Source organism: Paenibacillus sp. A14, assembly GCF_036864815.1.
GTDB classification, from domain to species: domain Bacteria; phylum Bacillota; class Bacilli; order Paenibacillales; family Paenibacillaceae; genus Fontibacillus; species Fontibacillus sanfengchensis.
Window position 1 is genome coordinate 51,417 of record NZ_JBAGJD010000004.1, and the last position, 17,559, is coordinate 68,975.

14 protein-coding genes are annotated in these 17,559 nt (G+C 49.5%); all 14 read left to right on the top strand.

From position 1 onward, the window contains the following. Positions 1–26: 26 nt before the first annotated feature. The 14 genes from V4U88_RS11600 to V4U88_RS11665 all read left to right on the top strand — a co-directional run bounded on the left by V4U88_RS11600 (position 27) and on the right by V4U88_RS11665 (position 17,559). Complete coding sequence (locus tag V4U88_RS11600) at positions 27–248, top strand: hypothetical protein (protein WP_334073431.1); 222 nt, start codon at positions 27–29, stop codon at positions 246–248. Positions 249–280: 32 nt separating this feature from the next. Then, positions 281–799: a hypothetical protein gene (locus tag V4U88_RS11605; RefSeq protein ID WP_334073432.1), complete on the top strand. Its 519-nt coding sequence runs from the start codon at positions 281–283 to the stop codon at positions 797–799. Further along, positions 796–1,302, top strand: coding sequence for a hypothetical protein (locus tag V4U88_RS11610; RefSeq protein ID WP_334073433.1), 507 nt, complete (start codon positions 796–798; stop codon positions 1,300–1,302). Before V4U88_RS11605 ends, V4U88_RS11610 begins: the two co-directional genes overlap by 4 nt. A gap of 620 nt (positions 1,303–1,922) precedes the next feature. Then, positions 1,923–2,153 carry an EsaB/YukD family protein gene (locus tag V4U88_RS11615; RefSeq protein WP_334073434.1) on the top strand — a complete coding sequence of 77 codons (231 nt, stop codon included), beginning with the start codon at positions 1,923–1,925 and terminating at the stop codon, positions 2,151–2,153. Between the two features lie 14 nt (positions 2,154–2,167). Further along, positions 2,168–2,986 (top strand): DUF5050 domain-containing protein, encoded by an 819-nt coding sequence (locus V4U88_RS11620; RefSeq protein ID WP_334073435.1) that lies wholly within the window; start codon positions 2,168–2,170, stop codon positions 2,984–2,986. 7 nt (positions 2,987–2,993) lie between these two features. Further along, positions 2,994–6,869, top strand: coding sequence for a type VII secretion protein EssC (gene essC / locus V4U88_RS11625; protein WP_334073436.1), 3,876 nt, complete (start codon positions 2,994–2,996; stop codon positions 6,867–6,869). A gap of 30 nt (positions 6,870–6,899) precedes the next feature. After that, positions 6,900–7,211, top strand: a complete 312-nt coding sequence (locus V4U88_RS11630) for a WXG100 family type VII secretion target (RefSeq protein WP_334073437.1) — start codon at positions 6,900–6,902, stop codon at positions 7,209–7,211. 79 nt (positions 7,212–7,290) lie between these two features. Further along, a complete protein-coding gene (locus tag V4U88_RS11635) occupies positions 7,291–7,587 on the top strand; it encodes a WXG100 family type VII secretion target (protein ID WP_148450944.1) in 297 nt (98 codons plus the stop codon). 133 nt (positions 7,588–7,720) lie between these two features. After that, entirely contained in the window at positions 7,721–8,599 is an 879-nt protein-coding gene (locus V4U88_RS11640; RefSeq protein WP_334073438.1) for a copper amine oxidase N-terminal domain-containing protein, read from the top strand. Positions 8,600–8,622: 23 nt separating this feature from the next. Then, positions 8,623–11,391 carry a hypothetical protein gene (locus V4U88_RS11645; protein ID WP_334073439.1) on the top strand — a complete coding sequence of 923 codons (2,769 nt, stop codon included), beginning with the start codon at positions 8,623–8,625 and terminating at the stop codon, positions 11,389–11,391. Between the two features lie 242 nt (positions 11,392–11,633). Beyond that, the gene (locus V4U88_RS11650; RefSeq protein ID WP_334073440.1) at positions 11,634–12,518 is read left to right on the top strand and encodes a copper amine oxidase N-terminal domain-containing protein; all 885 of its coding nucleotides are present in this window, start codon (positions 11,634–11,636) and stop codon (positions 12,516–12,518) included. A 74-nt stretch (positions 12,519–12,592) separates the two neighbouring features. Beyond that, the gene (locus V4U88_RS11655; protein ID WP_334073441.1) at positions 12,593–13,930 is read left to right on the top strand and encodes a hypothetical protein; all 1,338 of its coding nucleotides are present in this window, start codon (positions 12,593–12,595) and stop codon (positions 13,928–13,930) included. A gap of 151 nt (positions 13,931–14,081) precedes the next feature. Beyond that, a complete protein-coding gene (locus V4U88_RS11660) occupies positions 14,082–16,499 on the top strand; it encodes a C39 family peptidase (RefSeq protein WP_334073442.1) in 2,418 nt (805 codons plus the stop codon). Between the two features lie 280 nt (positions 16,500–16,779). Then, entirely contained in the window at positions 16,780–17,559 is a 780-nt protein-coding gene (locus V4U88_RS11665) for a hypothetical protein (RefSeq protein WP_334073443.1), read from the top strand.

The window sequence follows — 17,559 nt, forward strand, 5'->3', positions numbered from 1 at the left end:
GTCCGAGGACGAGGAGGATGGAGTTTATGAAAAATAAGGAGCTTGAAAAGAGCGAGAAGCGCAATTTCTGGAAGGATGAAACCGGGGATATCGGGGTGAAGCAGATCGCGATTACGGTCGCGGTGATTGTTCTTGTGGCGTTTATTGTGACGACATTGAAAAATAACTTGCTGCAGCAATGGATTACTGAAGTCTGGGAGTTCCTCTTTGATGATTTGATTAAGGAAAAAATGGGCGGAACCACCTAATCTCCTACGTCTTAACACACAGGTGAATTGATATGCGTGCATTTGCAAAATCCATCCTGATCTCTATCCTGGTCACGGTGGCAATCATCGTGTTTACGAACTTTATATATTTCTTTCCCTGGTATACGACGCTGATCGTGGAAACCTTCCATGTCTCGCAAAAGGTGGCCAGCGACAACTACCTGAAGAAAGATTATAAGGAAGAGGTCCTTGAGGAGCTGCAGGAAAGGCCTATCTTTAACCAGCGGCCGGACGATATTAAAATTTCCGTGCGGAAAGAAAAGGATGACGACGATGAACACTCGGCGGAAGGGGATACCAATGCCGAGGTTTACGAGAATCTGGATGACGATTCCAAGCCCTATCGTCAGCGGGGAAACCCGGTTACGATCACGCTGAGCGCCGTTTACCCGTTCAAGATGAAGCTCTGGGGGAAGGAAATCGAACAGGAGTTTCCGGTTTCGTTCACGATGAAGACGATCGGGCTGAAACATTACAAGGATTTACCGTATGACGAGTACCAGAGAGAATACACGACCGGTGATGAATGATGAAAAATGTGGCGATAGGCATTCTGGTGGTGTTTCTGGCCGTCGTTCTTTTGCAGCCGATCGCGGAGATCGCGAACTTGACCAAGGAGAAAGTCCTGCTCGGCACGGCGCTGACGAATGCGGCCCGTTCGGCCAGGGACCGGAGCTTGGAATACGAGTTAATGCGGAATCTGGACGCGAAGGTCAACCGGGAGAAATTCGTGGGGTATTTTACCGAATCGTTCGAGGATGCGATGAATTTTACCTGCACGAACAAGGGACAGAGCGAAGATACGCTAAGGTTCGTCTCCAATGACGGAAGATACAATGAATTTATTGTGGAACTCGATTTTACGGTAGAGGACGATTTGGAGACGGAACAGCTGGTTTCCAAGGTGGAAATGACGGCGACGACCGAGTACAAGTTCAAGACGAAGTATTTGCAGCTTGCGGAAGCGGCCGGGGAAGATACGGCTACCAAGCTGACCTCCAAGCGAAGCCTGATCCTGGATGTGAAAAACTGATTATTGCTGGCGAGGATGGGGCTGAATTGGCGAAAAAAGCTTAATTAGCCCATTTAGCTCACTAGCGTTGCATTAATCCGCGGGGGCGAACAGCCGTAACCGCCTCTCTTTGAAGCCGGGCTGGTGGATAAGGGCCGTTTGGGGCATGATTTTGTCGAATTTGGCTTTTTGGTGTGAAATAGAGGTCATTTGGGGCCTTATTTTAGAGAAAGTCGGGCCAAAACCGGATTTTTGAGCTCGCACCAGAGAAATAGGGCCCTTTTTAGCCGCTATTCTTCCCGAAAAAGCCATTCTGGGCCAAATAACAGCCCAAAACGCCGCTATTATAATGGACGGCCAGAAAAAATTGCGGACCGGCAGCACTAAGTCAGGTTTAATGCAACGTCAGTGCATTTAGCTGGAATTTCTCCCGTTAATGGGGAGCTATTAGGTGAAAGTGATGAATTAACTGGAAATCCTCCAGTTAATTCACATGAAACGGACATCTAAGCGGCCGGGATCATGGAATAGATGGAGTTTTTCCAGCTAATTCCGCCCCAAGGGCTCGTAGCTTTAAATTAACGGGAGGTTTTCCCGTTAATAAGCGCAAGAAAACTGGAATATCAAAAGGAAGTGACGGCATGGACTATATCCTGGTAACGTTCCAGGCCGGCCCGCATTTGACGAAGGAATTGAAAATTCCGGGGTTCGTCACCTCGCAAGAGCTGCTGGCGATGCTGTCCGAAGCGCTGCAACTCCCCGTCGGACCGGAGCATCGCCTCCAGGCGGAACCGCTGGGCCGGATTTTGGACCCCTCCCTGACGCTGGAGGAAGAAGGCGTTGTGGACGGGGCGCTGCTTACTCTCGTATAGAAGGGATGAAGACCGTGAACAGCAATATCCATAATGGCGGAGTCGCCTTTGAGAGTGGGAACGGCCTGTTTCTCGCCGATCTCCGGGGCTATTCCGGTACCTTTCGGCGCGACGAAGCGGCCGGCGTGACGGAGCTTCTGGACGGGGTGTTCTGGTTTATGAACGAGGCGGAGGACGCGATCTTTTGCAGCGACCAGATGCGGGGAAACCGGCTGTGCCGCTTGGACCGCGGATCACAGGCTCCCGAACCGTTGCTGGATCGCCCGGTTTACGGTTTGACCCGTCAGGGCGAGTGGCTCTACTATATCGGGGAAAACGACCGGAAGCTGTACCGCTGCCTGCTTAACGGCAGAAGCGAAGCCCGGGTGGCGGATGATGCGGTGGAAGCTTTCGTGGTGGAAGCGAACCGGCTCTTTTATGCGACTGAGCAGGGGATCCGCTCCTGCGGGCTTGACGGCGGCGACCGGGAACTGGTTTCGGAACACGCTGCGGTGCAGTTGATTCAAGTGGGCGAGCGCCTGGTTTTTGCCGATAAGAAAAATCAACACCTGCTTACCGTTTTGCATCTGCCGACCGGGCAATCAAGCGTATATGACGACATCGCGCCAAACAGCCTCAACAGCGACGGGCGCTATCTGTACTGTGCCAACCGGCTCAATGAAAGCTCCATCTACCGGATTGATCCCGACACGGGAAGCCGGATCCGGATTTGCGGCGAGCGGGCCGATTACCTGCATGTTTTGCGGGATACGCTGTATTTTTGCAGCCGGCAGGAGTGGTACCGGATGTCGCTGTCCGGCGGGCAGGCGGTCAAAGTCATAACTTTATCGTGAGGTACGTATGATCAACGAAAAATATGAATTTAGCCGGCAGCCCCGGTTTCTTCCGGAAATGCCGGGGGGCGAGCTGGAGATCCCGAATCCTCCTCACGCCTATGAGAAGCCGGAAATCTCCTGGTTCGCCCTGCTGGCGCCGCCGGCGGTGATGCTGGTCATTACGCTCCTGCTGGCGCTGACGTCCCAGTCCATGTACATGATGCTGTCCATCGCCATGACGGTGATGACTCTGATCGTGTCCTTGACCGGCGCGGCGTCGCAAATTCGGAAGTATAAAAAGAAGAAAAAGGAACGCGAGCAGAAGTATTTGCAGTTCATCACGGACAGCCGGAGCGAGCTTCAACTGGCGCGGGAACAGCAAATCAAGGCGATGAACGAGATGAGTCCCGATCCGTCGGCCTGTCTGCAGCGGATTCAAGAGATCGACAACCGGCTGTGGGAAAGAACGCCATCTTCGCCCGATTTCTTGTCGCTTCGCCTGGGCGTAGGGAGTGTTCCGGCCGAGCTGAAAATCAAGTACACCAAGCAGGCGATCATTCTGGAGAGCGACCCGCTGATGATGGAACCGCAGCGGCTGGCGCTGGAATTCGAGCGCGTGCAGGGCGTGCCGGTCTCGGTCAATCTGATTCAGGCGGAAATCGTCGGGATCGCCGGCGAGGATGAGAAGACGTTTGACATGGTGACGCAGATGCTGCTGCAGCTCGTGACCCACCACGGCTACGACGACGTACGGTTGGTCGTGCTGGCCGCGGAGGACGGGCTGGAGAAGTGGAACTGGCTGCGCCATCTCCCGCATCTGTGGAGCGACGGCTTCGATTTCCGCTTCCTGCTGTGCGGCAAAGCGATTGCTCACGCCGTGCTCGGCGAGCTGAACAACGTGTTCAAGGAACGCGAGCGGCGCAAGATCGGCGGTATTCCGCTGCCGCACTACGTGTTCATCGTCGAGGACGCTTCGCTGCTCGATGAGGAGCCGATCACGAAATACCTGTACAACAAGAGCGCCGCGCTGGGGCTGTCGACGGTGTACCTGGCCAAGCACCAGGCTTACCTGCCGATGAATTGCAAGCAGGTGATTCTGGCCCAAGGTAAGACCGGGGAGCTGGCGGACCGGGAAACCGGGGAGAAGAACACGTTCAACCCCGACACCGTAAGCCTCAAGCAGCTGGAGCAGGCGACCCGGAAAATGGCCCCGCTGCGCATCAAAAACTCGGGCGGCAACTTCACGCTGCCGAACTCGTTGACCTTGCTCGACATGCTGCAGGCCAAGACGACGAAGGAAGTGGATCTGTTATCCCGATGGACGATCAATAAGCCGTTTAAAGGGATGAGCGTGCCGATTGGCATCAAGGCGGGGGGCAATCTTTTTAACCTCGATATGCACGAGACGGGGCACGGTCCGCACGGTTTGGTCGCCGGGACGACGGGCTCGGGGAAAAGTGAGCTGCTGCAGAGCATCATCATTTCGCTGGCGATGAACTATCATCCGCATGACTTGGTATTCGTCCTGATCGACTATAAAGGCGGCGGGATGGCCGATGTGTTCCAAGGGATGCCGCATCTGGTGGGGACGATTACGAACCTGGGCGGCAACCAGACGACGCGGGCGCTGTTGTCCATCAAAAGCGAGCTGATGAGCCGGCAGCGGATTTTCTCGGAATTTGGGGTCAACAACATCGATAAATATCAAAAGCTTTACTACAGCAACAACAAGGACGGCCGGATGCCGGCCATTCCGCACCTGATCATGATCGCGGACGAGTTCGCGGAGCTGAAGCAGGATCAGCCGGAATTTATGAAAGAGCTCGTCAGTGCGGCCCGCGTAGGCCGAAGCTTGGGCGTGCATCTCATTTTGGCGACGCAAAAGCCGGCCGGGGTGGTCGACGACCAGATCTGGAGTAACTCCAAGTTCAAGATCTGTCTCAAGGTTCAGGACGAACGGGACAGTAAGGACGTTATCAAACGCCCGGACGCGGCGATGATCAAGGAGCCGGGGCGCGCCTACATTCAAGTCGGGAACGACGAGATTTTCGAGCTGTTCCAATCGACTTACTCGGGAGCGGATTACGATCCCGAAGGAGCGATGCAGAAGAGCGAGAACAAGGCGAAGCGGATTTACGAGGTCTCGCTGAACGGCCGGATGGAGCAAATCTATCCGCTGTCGGAAGAGAAGATCGTCAAGCACGAGCTGCCGACCCAACTGGAAGCGATGGTCGAGCGGATTACGGAGTCGGCGGAGTCGTCGGGGATTTCGCCGTTGAAGGGGCCTTGGCTGCCGCCGCTTCCGGAAGCCCTCTACTTCGACAACATTTTGGGGGACGGATTTGTCCCCGGGCATTGGCCGAAGCGGGAGAAGCTGCTCTCGGTGCCGGTCGGGCGGATGGACGATCCGCGGAATCAAAGCCAGAACGTGCTGGAGGTTGATTTTGCGGGGGAAGGCAATCTGTTCGTCTACGGTGCGCCGGGAACGGGAAAGACCGTGTTTCTCAAAACGCTGTGCATGTCGATCGCCCAAACTTACTCGCCGGATGAGGCGAACCTCTACCTGATGGATTTCGGCGGCAACTCGCTGCGGGTGTTCGAGAAGCTGCCGCATGTCGGTGGGGTGATGACGCTGGAGGAAAAAGGGAAGATCGATCAGTTCATGCTGTTCCTGTTCCGGGAGATCGAGCAGCGCAAGGCACGGTTTGAAGAAACGGTCAGCGAGGGCTTCAACGCTTATCGCGCTTCCGGTCATACGCTGCCGGCGATTGTGCTGATCATCGACAACTATTTTGCGCTGTCGGAATCGTATGAGGATCTGGACGCCCAAATGATGCTGTTGGCGCGGGAAGGCTCCAAATACGGCATTTATCTCGTCGCCACAGCCACCAACGCCACCTTTGTACGGTATAAATTGTCGGTTAACTTCAAGCTGGCGGTAGCCCTCCAGATGACGGAAAAAGGCGACTATGACAGCGTGGTCGGCCGGACGGAAGGCTTGGAGCCGATGAAGGTGGCCGGACGGGGACTCGTCCGGGGCAAGCCGCCGCTGGAATTCCAGACTTCGCTGCCGGAGTATGAAGATGTTGGCACCGAGCAGATGCTGGAACGCATTGCCGGACTGTCCTGCACGAAGGCCAGACCGATTCCGATGATGCCTTCGAGCATCGATATCCGGGAGATCCAGCAGGGCGGCGGAAAGCTCGCGATCGGCCTCGGGAATACCGATCTCCAGCCGGTGCATGTGGACCTGTACGCGACGCCGGTGTTAATGATCGCCGGGGAATCCATGTCCGGCAAGAGTACGCTGCTCCGCTCCTGGATCAACATGCTCGGCGACGCCGAGGTGTATGCCCTCGATTCCAACGGCATGGGCCTGTTCGATATTATGGGCCGGGAGCATGTCACCGATCTGGGCGAAGCGGAAGAAGACTTTATCGAGCGGATACAGGAGCTGCTGGACGAGCGCCGCAGACAGATGGCGGAGTGCCGCCGCAGCAGCGGAGATGTGCAGGAACTGGTGCGTTCGTGGAAACAGATTATTTTTGCCTTCGATAAGCTCAGCGAGTTTACGGACGGCGATAAATATTCCCTGAAAGAGCTGATCGAACGCATCGTGAAGCAGGAGCGCGGTATGAAGGTCGCCGTGATCGCGGCGGACAACATCTCCGATTTTACCGGCAACTGGGACAGCCTCGGCAAGGCGATCAAGGAAGAGCAGACCGGCCTGCTGATCGGCAGCATCAAGGAACAGACGCTCTTCTCCGCGAGACTGCCGTATGGGGCGACGGAAAAGGAACTCGAGGCGATGGACGGATATTTTATCGTCAAGAACAAGTTCACCGGTCTGAGATGTGCCGCCGAGCCGGTAAAAGAAGCCGTGGCCGCGGCCGGTTATTAGGGGCGATTTTCCGAAAGGGGGCAGTGACCGATGTCAACCGTCTCTGAGATCAAAGCGAAGGCTAAGTTGGTGTATGACGTCAAGTCGGATTTAAAAAGCGACAGCGCGAAGTGCCAGGCCGCGGTAAACCAATCGAAAGACTGGTGGCAAGGGGAGGCCGGGAACGGGTTCCGTACCGGCTACAAGGAGATCCAGAGGGAAGTGACCGGACTCCTGGGCAAGTTGGATAAACTGTCTGGCGGCCTGAACCGGCTGGCGGACAGGGTGGACCAAGCCGATGAAGCCAAAAAGGCCAAGGCCGCGGCGGAGAAAAGTAAAGGGGCTGCCGTTCCAGGGAGATAGGGAGCGGCGGTGATTAGAGGCTTGACTCCTCTGCTGGATGAAGAGGGGAGGAAAATCCTTGAAAGGAGGTGAATTTATAATGGCAAACCAACAAAAGTTTGATTTTGACCAAGCGGAAGGATTGAAAAACAAATTGCAGTCCGAAATCGCGAAAATCGAATCCGATTTGAAGCGGATGGCCACGATGGTCGAAGGCGTGAAATCCTGGTGGTCCGGCGGTTCGGAAGAAGCGTTTATCGCGAACTTCCAAACGACCAAAGGCCAAGTCGTAACAAGCTTGAACAAATGGATTGAGGACTACAAACAACTTATCGGTCAAATCGCTGAAGTCAAGAGACAAAGCGATGCGGATCTCGCAAGCAAGCTGAAAATCTAATTTTTGTCCGTAGACGTGGTGGCGTAGGTCGCCACGTCTACATTTAGTCACGAAAGCAATGAACTCGAATTTCGGGAATTGAGATACATAGACATATGACATCTAAAATGAATATAAAAGGAGATGACTAATCATGAAATTGAAAAAGACGGGTTTTATTCTGTTGTCGCTGATCCTGCTGTTGGCTGCGCTTCCCGCTGTCTCTTCCGCGGCGAAGTTGTCTTTGCGCGTGGAATTGAACGGGGAGAAAATGAGTTTTCCGGATGCTCAGCCTTTGGTGGATAAAAGCAACCGGGTGCAGGTGCCGGTACGCTTTGTAAGTGAGGCGCTCGGTGCCAAAGTGGCCTGGAACAGCAAAACAAAGAAAGTAACCGTAGACTTGAATTCCAACCAGATCGTTCTGACGCTCGGCAAGAAGGCCTATACCGTGAACGGCAAAACCAAGCAAATGGACACGGTGGCCTTGCGGAAATCGGACAGAACTTATGTACCGCTTCGTTTTGTAAGCGAGGCTCTTGGGGCGCAAGTAAACTGGGACTCTCTGAATTATATGGTGTCGATTCATACGGGTGCGGGAGCTAGCGGGGGCAATGGTAACAATGCGAATACAGAAAAACCGTTTGATTGGGAGGCTTGGGAAGCTTCAAGAAATGTGGAGGGGAAGAGCGAGAAAATAAAGTTAGAGGGATTTAGTTTTAACGGTTTTTATAATTCAGGGTTAAGTGTTTTAGATAGTGGTTATGATCCGAAAACAAAGAAGGGACCGATTCTTCAACTACTGGTGAGCTTTGGCCATGTTGGGGATGACCTGAGCCAACAACAAAAGGATGCTGAGGAAATTCTGAGCCAAAGAATTGATAAAAAGACGGTTGATTCTGTAATGAATTACGTAAAACAAAAGAAGCTAGAGGAAGATGAATTGGCCAAGAAGACCTTTACAGATGAAACCTTCAAAGTGATTGTTCAATCTCAGACATATGGTGACATAAACATCAACGTTTGGTATAAGTAGGTGAGGTTATGATAAGGAAGCGATTGGCTGCATTTTTGTTAATCGTTCTATTTTGCGGATTTATTCCTCAAACTAAAGTGGGGTCTGAGCCATTAGATTATAAAGATGATTTGGTTGGCTATTTAAAGACTCTTACCCCCGAATTAGTGTTAAAGCAAGCGAATGAAGACATGAAAGTATTGTATGGGGAAGATAATTATTATCCTGCCAAAACTAAAAATGGTGCGTTTAACGCTGCTCTCATACAAAAGCAGATAGATGAAGGGATTAGAAATCCTCAGAAATTTACGGGATTTGATATAGTCTACGGGAGCAGCCATGATACAGAGATAGTCCATAAAGGCCAAAAAATGCGTAGGTATTCTGGATATAACAAGTTTGGAGATTCAGTTTCCACTGATGGGTTTCCTTGGGATGCAGGGTGGAGCGGCGTGCCAATTCATAAACTTAGACTGATACCCACCCCGTGGGAAGATAAAGGGAATGCGAATGATTTTGATGATTTCCCGAATAATTACAGAAGAGAGATTCCTGAGAAGCTGTATGAATATTTACCTCACGGTAATTTCGAAAAGCAGATTCTAAAAGCACTTAACACCAAGTACGCCGGAGTTGCTTATGGTGATGATCTTATGCATAACAATAAAGATTCCGAGTATGCGACGAGAAAAGTGTACTACACGAACGGAGCTCCGGAAGGCGGCTGGATTAAATATGTTCATATCATTCAGCCTCCGACATACCTGTCTCAGGGATTTGGACGTGTATATATGAGATCCACTTACTTGGATATTCCTATTGCTGCATTTGCTGCTACTCAGGGAAGTGATTTATCTGTCTCGTTTGATGAGTTGCCTTCCCAGGCGGTAGCCGGTGAAACGGTAAACGTTTCGGTGATGGTGGAGTCGACATTTGCCAATGGAGTAACTCCGGCTTTTTCCTGGTCCATAACACGGGCGGGAGGCGGAGCTTTAACGAAAGAAACGGACCAGCTGTCTTTTAACGATAATGCTCATTATGCGCAACCGTCGGGCACGATCCCTATAGGTGCCAATAAGGAGCGTCGGCTTACGGCATCCTTCACGATGCCGGATAGTGATGTTCGCATTCAGTTTAAAGTCAACGAGAATGGAACCTCCCCGAAAGAGACGGCTTTGAACAACAATATTGTGGAGTCTACTATAAAGGTTGTTAAACCGATTCCGTTGCCGTATGATATGTTGACCAAAAAAGAAAAGATCATTTTACCGGCAAATACAGTGACCTTGAAATTGCCTGATCTACCTGACGCAAGATGGACTGGAAATGCAACAGGGGTTTTGAATGCTCATAATAGAACTGATGATTTATTAAGAGAATACAAGGTGTTTAACAATCAAGTCGATGAAGCCAGTGAAAGTATAACCAGGGCTCCTGTAGTGACTTATACCATCATGCGGAAAGATTTTGGAATTAATGGCAAGAAGGATGATCCGGAAAACAAACAATATGTCAATCTCAGCAATCCGGATAATCCATTGCTCCGCATCGGGGAGATTTACTACGAAGGTTCCGTGAGCCGGCCTTATCAATATACGGAGTACTATGAGGATTGTTCAGGCAGCGGGGAAAACGAAAAGTGCCAAACTAAATCACGAACAGAATATGGGACTGTAACCGCTGAGTTTGACAGCGGCAACATAAAAAAACCATACGCCATGTACGTTTACAACGGCAAGAAGGAACTCGAAAAATATACTTACCGGGACGAGATCGAAAACAATAATGGCAGTGCACTCGAGAAAAAATTGTTTTGGACGAATGAGCCCTATTATTATTCCGTAATTCGTTGGATGCATCATCAAGACGAAAACGGACAGCCCTACAATTGGACCAGAGTCCCGGGTCAGTATAAACGGGAGTTTATCCAACAGGCAAGCGGGGGCTTGACCTTGAACAAAACCAGTTCTCTCGAAACCGAATATAGCCAATCCAGAAAAGCGGCAGCGGGAAGAACGAATAAAAAATCGCTTTACGATAAAGCCGTCTTCGCTACGGATAAGCAACTTCAGAAATACGCCTATCCGATCAAATCGGGCTATTATTTCAATCCGGCCGGCAGCTATACGTTTACTTTGAATACGGTCGTATTTAAAGACAAAAAACCGCAGAACGGCGAAATGACCCAGGATCACAAGGATTTGGTGAACAGTCTAATCGGGGCTTTCCGCTATGAGTCCGACCTGATTTATATCAACAACAAGAAAGAAGCCGTAAATATTTTGAACGAAGGTTTGGCCCCTAAAGGGGGAGGCTTTGTACGTAAAAAAGGCGTCTTAACGGTTGAACAAAACAAAGGCGTGAACGGCGAAAAACTGATCGATGTATTGGATCGAAGCGATGATCCTTCACGGTACACGCAGGACATCTACGAAGTTTTTCATTCCGAGGACACGGCCGAAGATAGTACTCATGAGTTCTGGAAGAGAGTACTGGAAGGGTATAGCGAGTCCAAGACAGCGAAAAGCCATTCGAAGTACAAATATAGAGAATACGTGAAAGACGGCCAACATATGTACAAAATCACGGAGACCTCCAAAATTACGATCGTCGTCAATCCGGAAAACAAATATCTGTATACCCATGCGAACATGCCGAACGGGAATTACAGCGTTAAGGTTTGGTTCGATGATATTAATCTAAAGGGATTCAAACATGCCTATAAGGTTTTAGGCACCTTAAAAGGTGTCGAAGAACTGGACAGCATGAAGATCACCGTCATCGGCTCCATGTTCGACGATTTGAACAGCTAGGCGAAAATTCCATGAAGAACCCCCTCCATCCTCCCTGTTAAAGCATACATTTTCGGGGCGGTGGGGGGATTTTTTAAATTATAGGAAAAGGAACAAAACCATGAGTATCAAAGTAGATCCGGCCAAAATCGATGAGCTCTCCCTAAAGCTCAAGGGCTTGGGGAATGTAAATAGTCCCCACGTCACGTTGTTTCTGTGATGGGGTGCTAATCGAAGCAAAAAAACGAGAGAGGGTTTATTTAATGAAACTTAAGAGAATAGGATTTTTTCTTCTGTCCCTACTTTTCATATTTACCACAATGCCAATGGTCTCTTCCGCGGCGAAGTTGTCTTTGCGCGTGGAATTAAACGGGGAGAAAATGAGTTTTCCGGATGCTCAGCCTTTGGTGGATAAAAGCAATCGGGTCCAGGTACCGGTACGCTTTGTAAGTGAAGCTCTTGGCGCCAAAGTGGCCTGGAACAGCAAAACAAAGAAAGTGACCGTAGACTTGAATTCCAATCAGATCGTCCTGACGCTCGGCAAAAAGGCTTATACGGTGAACGGCAAAACCGAGCCAATGGACACGGCGGCCTTGCGGAAATCGGACAGAACCTATGTACCGCTTCGTTTTGTAAGCGAGGCTCTTGGCGCGCAAGTGAACTGGGACTCTTTGAACTATATGGTATCGATTCATACAGGTGCAGGATCGGGGGCTAACGGAGCCAAGGGTAGCGATTCGAATACAGAAGAGTTGTTTGACTGGGAGGCCTGGGAGGCTTCGAAAAACAGAGAGGGGAAGAGCGAGAAGAATAAGACTGAGGGGTTTAGTTTCTATACATTTTACAACTCAGGCTTAACCGTAGCTTCTGAATATAAAAAAGAAGACGGGAACACAGCTACAATCCTGAATCTGATGCTATCTATCGACGATCCCGATGACAATCCGAAACAAGGGTTTAAGGACATAGAGGAATTGTTATCTCAAAAAATTGATGCGGATACCGTAAAATCGGCAGTCAACTACGCTAAACAAAAGAAGGATCCGGAGGCAGCACTCAAAGAAAAGGTGTTTAAGGACAAAACGTACAAAGTGGTTGTAGTTTCGCTACCTTACTCTGCTATTAACATAGATATTTGGTATAAGTAAGGTGGTCTATTAACAAGCATGGCCTTAAATAGATGTGCAGGTCATTAGACAGGTAAGTTCAATGGGGGATTGAAGTGAGACGAAAACAAGTTATATTGACCTTGATTTTACTGGGTGTGCTGATGGCAGTAACCGCATGCGGAACAAGGGCGGGACAGCCTGAAGCAACTCAGGTGCAGCCAGAGCCAACTGCGACGGTCAATACCGAAACCGACCAATTTGACCCGAAATATGATTTGAAAAATCCGGACTTCTTTAGCAAATTTGTCGCGTATTTTGATCTGGACAAAGCCGCATTGATCCAAAAACTGCAGCAGGATTACAAGGAAGCCCCTATAGAAGGAACTGATTCAGCGACAGGGATGCCGTGGGTCAAATTGGACAAAGCGGGGTTAACCTTTTACTTGACGGAGGAAGACGAAGTACCGGTTAGCCATGTGGAGATAGCGGAAACCAACCCGATTCACTATGGCGGGGCGAGAGGACAAATGACATTCTCGGATGTTATGAAAAAAGCGGGCGAGACGATGGTCATGGAGGACCCCGATTTGGAGAAACGCTACAGTATCACCTATCCCATGAAAGAGGTTAGCGTTGTATTTTCCACCAAGAACGTATATGACCCTCCCTCCACAATGGAGGTGAGTTCTTGGGGATATTATGACCAGGAGCCCACTTTACGTAGCGCTACTGAAATTCAAACGAACCGTGGTTCGTTCCAACTCCCGAGGAACTGGGTAGGAAAGACATCGCTTCGCGAAATGGTGAATACGTATACCCTTTCATATCTAGGCAAGAAGGAAGCTTATCCTTTGGTTGAAATCGTGGCTATGAATGTAAGAGAGTGGAATGAAATGGATCAGGCCGAATATAAGATCATTTTTGAAAATGAGGATGGGGTTGTAGCAGCAAGGAGACTGGAAACTAACATGCCAAGCGATCAAGAGGAAGCCGAGGTTTACCACAGTATGGAGTCGCAAGTTGATGAAATGTTAGCGACTTTTCAACCGGCGGTTCAGATGGAAGAGGACTACAGGGACCCCAATATATTTACCATTAAAAGAAATGACACTACGGTCAAATTCTCTCTCCAATTTCCGGAATCGTGGAAAGGGAAATATGTTATCAAGCAATACGAGGATCAAATCGACATTTTTCATAATACAGCACTGGAAAATCCCGCTTGGATTATGAATATTTCCGGCGCTACGCCGGAGGAGTGGGCAGCCTCGCCGCCGGACGAATACCCCTGGAACAAACTGGGGGAGATCAACGGTATTGTAATCGTTTATACCCAACTTGCGGATCAGGCTTATGAGTCTACGTATGTGGAAGAAGAGGAAGAAGTAACGAAAATGCTCATGGATATCGAAGACGTCCAGCTCATTGAGGCTGATGAGTCGGAGGATTGATGGCCGATGAGTTTCATCCCAACGAATAAGTAGGAATCGTTTAGCTGGCCAAACATTAAATCGTAAAGTAGCATAGCGCCAACCTCCCTGTTAAAGCATTACATTTTGGGGTGGTGAGGAGCTTTAAAATTTTTAGGAAAGGAATAAGGCCATGAGTATCAAGGTAGATCCGACCCAAATAGATGAGCTCTCCCTAAAGCTGAAAGGTTTGGGGGACGGCATTGAAGACGGGGAACGTAGGGTGCATCAGAGTTTATACCGATTTCTCCAAGACCTTCGAGGTTGGTATGATGAAGAGAGGGAAGTGCAACGCGCTCTGGATGCCGTGGTGGACAGCCTGCACGAGGTGACAGACTCCGCGAGAATATTAACTTCATCGTTGCGCCAGAAAGCCAAAGGGCTGACACAAGTCTCCCAGGCCTATATGGACAGTGAAGAAACGGTCAAAAAAACGATCCAGCAGCACTTCGCTCTCCCTTCTTCATACTATGGAAAAACCGGGGCGCTTACCGGAGACGGTGCCGCAAAATATCTGAAGGATCCGCTGTTTGAGGATCCGGTCGTGCAAAAACTACATCAGCAAGCCCTTCATGGGACGGAGGAGGAGAAGCAAGAGGCCAAGCAAAAGCTGGACACGATTTTTAAAGCGAGATATGACATTGGCCGGGCCCAAGTGGCTTATTCCGTCTACAAAGCGTTCAACAACAAGCCGTTGATGGAGGGGGCCCACAAAGAAGCGGAGAGACTGCGAAAAGTCTTGAAGGGTTTGGGGATTGACGAGAAATATTATGGAAAAGAGGTCAAGTTAAGCCACCTGTTATCCGGAGCGCCGATTCAGGCCTGTTCTTACGATCCTTCTTTTTCCATTACTAAAGACGGTAAATTTATACCGATGGAGATGCCGAAGGACAACCAATACATATATTTGCTGGGATTGATGATGAAAGGCGGGAAGGAAGGAGCGTGGGCCAAATCCCAATTGAGCGAAATTCACAAGCTTTTGACCGAAATTGGCCGTTCCCAAACCGCGTGGCATGAATACAAAGCTAAAAACATGCAAAAAGAAATGGACGGGGCCCACGCCTATGCCGAAAAACTCAGGACGGCTCTGAAAACCAAGTATTCTCTCTCCTCGGAGATGGTCGATGATGTGGACTATCGGGAACTGTGGATGGGAGCGGGGCCAGCTGGGCAGGCACTTTTGCATAGGGAGGTTGAAGATAAGGGAAAGAAAGTTTTAGACGCAAGATTTGACTTTTCTGTCTATCAAAAGACCGTAAAGGCAAATTCAAACCCGGGGGGAGCCTATAAACGAAATCATGATTTTCTCGTTTCCGGGGACTTAAAGAGTAAATTGCCGGATTCGACAAAAGCATTTTTACTTAAATGGTGGCAGGAACATAAGGCTGTATATGAGAAGATTGGGAGAGAGCTTGATATACCGCCTGAACTTATTTTTGCTATACATTATAGGGAGTGTCAAAAGTACTTTTCAAGTGGTAAAGCCTTTGAGTATTCCATGCAGGATGGCAAAAATAAGATACCTAAAGGAACAACATTTGAGGAAGACTCGATAAGAGTATTGAAAAATCAGCTTAAGAAAATGAATTTTGGAGTTCAACTGACGTATGACTCAAAGGACTTGGCGGCCATGTTAGTTTTTGCGGAACTATACAATGGTTTTGGTTATTATTTGGAGGGGCAAAACTCAACCTATGTATTTAACCAGACAACGATAGGGACGAAAGGCAAATACACATCGGACAGCAACTTTAAAGAGACTGCCAAGGATGTCCAACCGGGAATAGCGGCTATTTTATTAGGGGTATTTGGCGAAGGTACAACAAAGCAAGCTATTGAGGCTCCCTCAAAACCTTCCCAAACTAATAAGCCGAAGTCGCCTGAACCTCCCAAGAACACCAATCTAGGATCATATAAGTCTGTAGCGAGTGCTGGAATACAAAATTGGACGACGATTCCCAATTTAAGTTCCATGCCGATTTATTCCCAAGATCGATATGTAGATGGGACGAGGCCGAGTTGGTATTACGAAAAGCTTGGAAACAGCTCGGACACAGCTATCTATAAAGCCGGTTGCACTCTAACCGCAGTCGCGATGGCTGAATCCTGGAAAAACGGGAAAGTTATTACCCCTTCACAGCTGAATAAAGAGTTAAAGAGAAAAAATGTATTTTCGGGAGCAAGTTTAAAGATGGAGAGCATTCCAAATATCCAGTTTGATCGGCATATGGGGAATGAGGCATTGTTTAAAGCAACAACCAGTTCGGATAAAAGTGTCGAAACCTTGTTTAAATACGCCAAATCTTCAATTGATCAGGGGAATCCCGTGTTGATTGATATAACCAAACCAAATCTTCAAAAGAGCGCCCCATCAGGCCATTGGATTCTGGCGGTGGGGTATGATGAGAAAACCAAAGACATGCTCATTGTTAATCCATCAGGGGGAGAAGTGACATCATTGAAGAAAATGCTTAAGAATGGTTCGGCGAAAGGCAAATACAAGGGATGGGTGGTGGCAGACTATAATGAACTTTATAGCAAAAGATAGCCGTAAACCAACATTTATATTAACCGTGTGCTCAATAATTTTGGCTGTTCTGTTGAGTAGTTGTTCAAAGGAAACACAGGGATACCAACAACCTTTAAGCAGTAATCATTCTTCACGAACTGAACAAGCGGAAAAGGTAGCTCCGCAAGATCCGGATATAAAAAATTCGGGGAATCTGGCCGAACAAGCTTCCGCATGTTTCAGGGCTCTGGACGCGGAAGTTGGCGAGGAGCCGGTTCCTTATTTTCCTTATATTTCTTTAGCGGCTGATAAAGTACAGATGCAGGAAAACACGGTCGTTGCCCCTTATGAATATACACTTTACAGGTATTGGACCAACGAGCGGCTCGACTCCGATTTCAGCCGGTTTGCCGCGTTTAGGACGAACCCGGTCTGGACCTCGGATACCGTCAATTTGGCGGCCATTATCCCAGTGTTTTCGGAAGAGAGCAAGAGACTTTTTTATGCGGACTCGGGGCAAATAAGCGAACCGGTCAAGCTGACCATTTCGGATGAGGACAGCTACTACTCCAGCCGTGGGGAATTTCTCGAGAAATTGGCCCCGGAACCCGTAGGGGGAGGGGGAGGTCCGGCTGCGTCGGAGACGCTTAGCCGTGCGTGTGAGCCTATGCGAACCGCCAACAAGGATGAACTGTACCCCGCTTCCGTTCAATCGGGCGACGAGGCGGATATGGAGTGGGCGGAAGGTATTTACCCGTTTCGGAATCTGATCAGTTTGTTTAGCGGGAATCCGGATGAATACGCCAAACTCTATGATACGTATGTCCTTGCCTACAATACGAATCATTCCGAGCAAATGAATCTTGCGGTTCACCTATACAGTAAGGACTTCACGGTGAAACGGGTGTGGATGAAAGCGGACGGGAAGGAAGTCGAGTTGAAAAAGTCGGAGTACGTCAATGTCGATGAAATGAATACGGAAAACTGGACATTGTACGATGCCGTGGTGCCTATCGACTGGTTCGGTCAAAAAGAAGAGGCGGCCCAGGTGTTCATTGAGCTGGATAGCGGGGAAGTTAAGGAATTGCATAATAGGTAA

Excerpts from the sequence above, each read along its gene's own strand:
- V4U88_RS11600 (WP_334073431.1), top strand. The coding sequence starts at position 27 with ATGAAAAATAAGGAGCTTGAAAAGAGCGAGAAGCGCAATTTCTGGAAG.
- V4U88_RS11605 (WP_334073432.1), top strand. The coding sequence starts at position 281 with ATGCGTGCATTTGCAAAATCCATCCTGATCTCTATCCTGGTCACGGTG.
- V4U88_RS11610 (WP_334073433.1), top strand. The coding sequence starts at position 796 with ATGATGAAAAATGTGGCGATAGGCATTCTGGTGGTGTTTCTGGCCGTC.
- V4U88_RS11615 (WP_334073434.1), top strand. The coding sequence starts at position 1,923 with ATGGACTATATCCTGGTAACGTTCCAGGCCGGCCCGCATTTGACGAAG.
- essC (WP_334073436.1), top strand. The coding sequence starts at position 2,994 with ATGATCAACGAAAAATATGAATTTAGCCGGCAGCCCCGGTTTCTTCCG.
- V4U88_RS11630 (WP_334073437.1), top strand. The coding sequence starts at position 6,900 with ATGTCAACCGTCTCTGAGATCAAAGCGAAGGCTAAGTTGGTGTATGAC.
- V4U88_RS11635 (WP_148450944.1), top strand. The coding sequence starts at position 7,291 with ATGGCAAACCAACAAAAGTTTGATTTTGACCAAGCGGAAGGATTGAAA.
- V4U88_RS11640 (WP_334073438.1), top strand. The coding sequence starts at position 7,721 with ATGAAATTGAAAAAGACGGGTTTTATTCTGTTGTCGCTGATCCTGCTG.
- V4U88_RS11650 (WP_334073440.1), top strand. The coding sequence starts at position 11,634 with ATGAAACTTAAGAGAATAGGATTTTTTCTTCTGTCCCTACTTTTCATA.
- V4U88_RS11660 (WP_334073442.1), top strand. The coding sequence starts at position 14,082 with ATGAGTATCAAGGTAGATCCGACCCAAATAGATGAGCTCTCCCTAAAG.
- V4U88_RS11665 (WP_334073443.1), top strand. The coding sequence starts at position 16,780 with ATGCAGGAAAACACGGTCGTTGCCCCTTATGAATATACACTTTACAGG.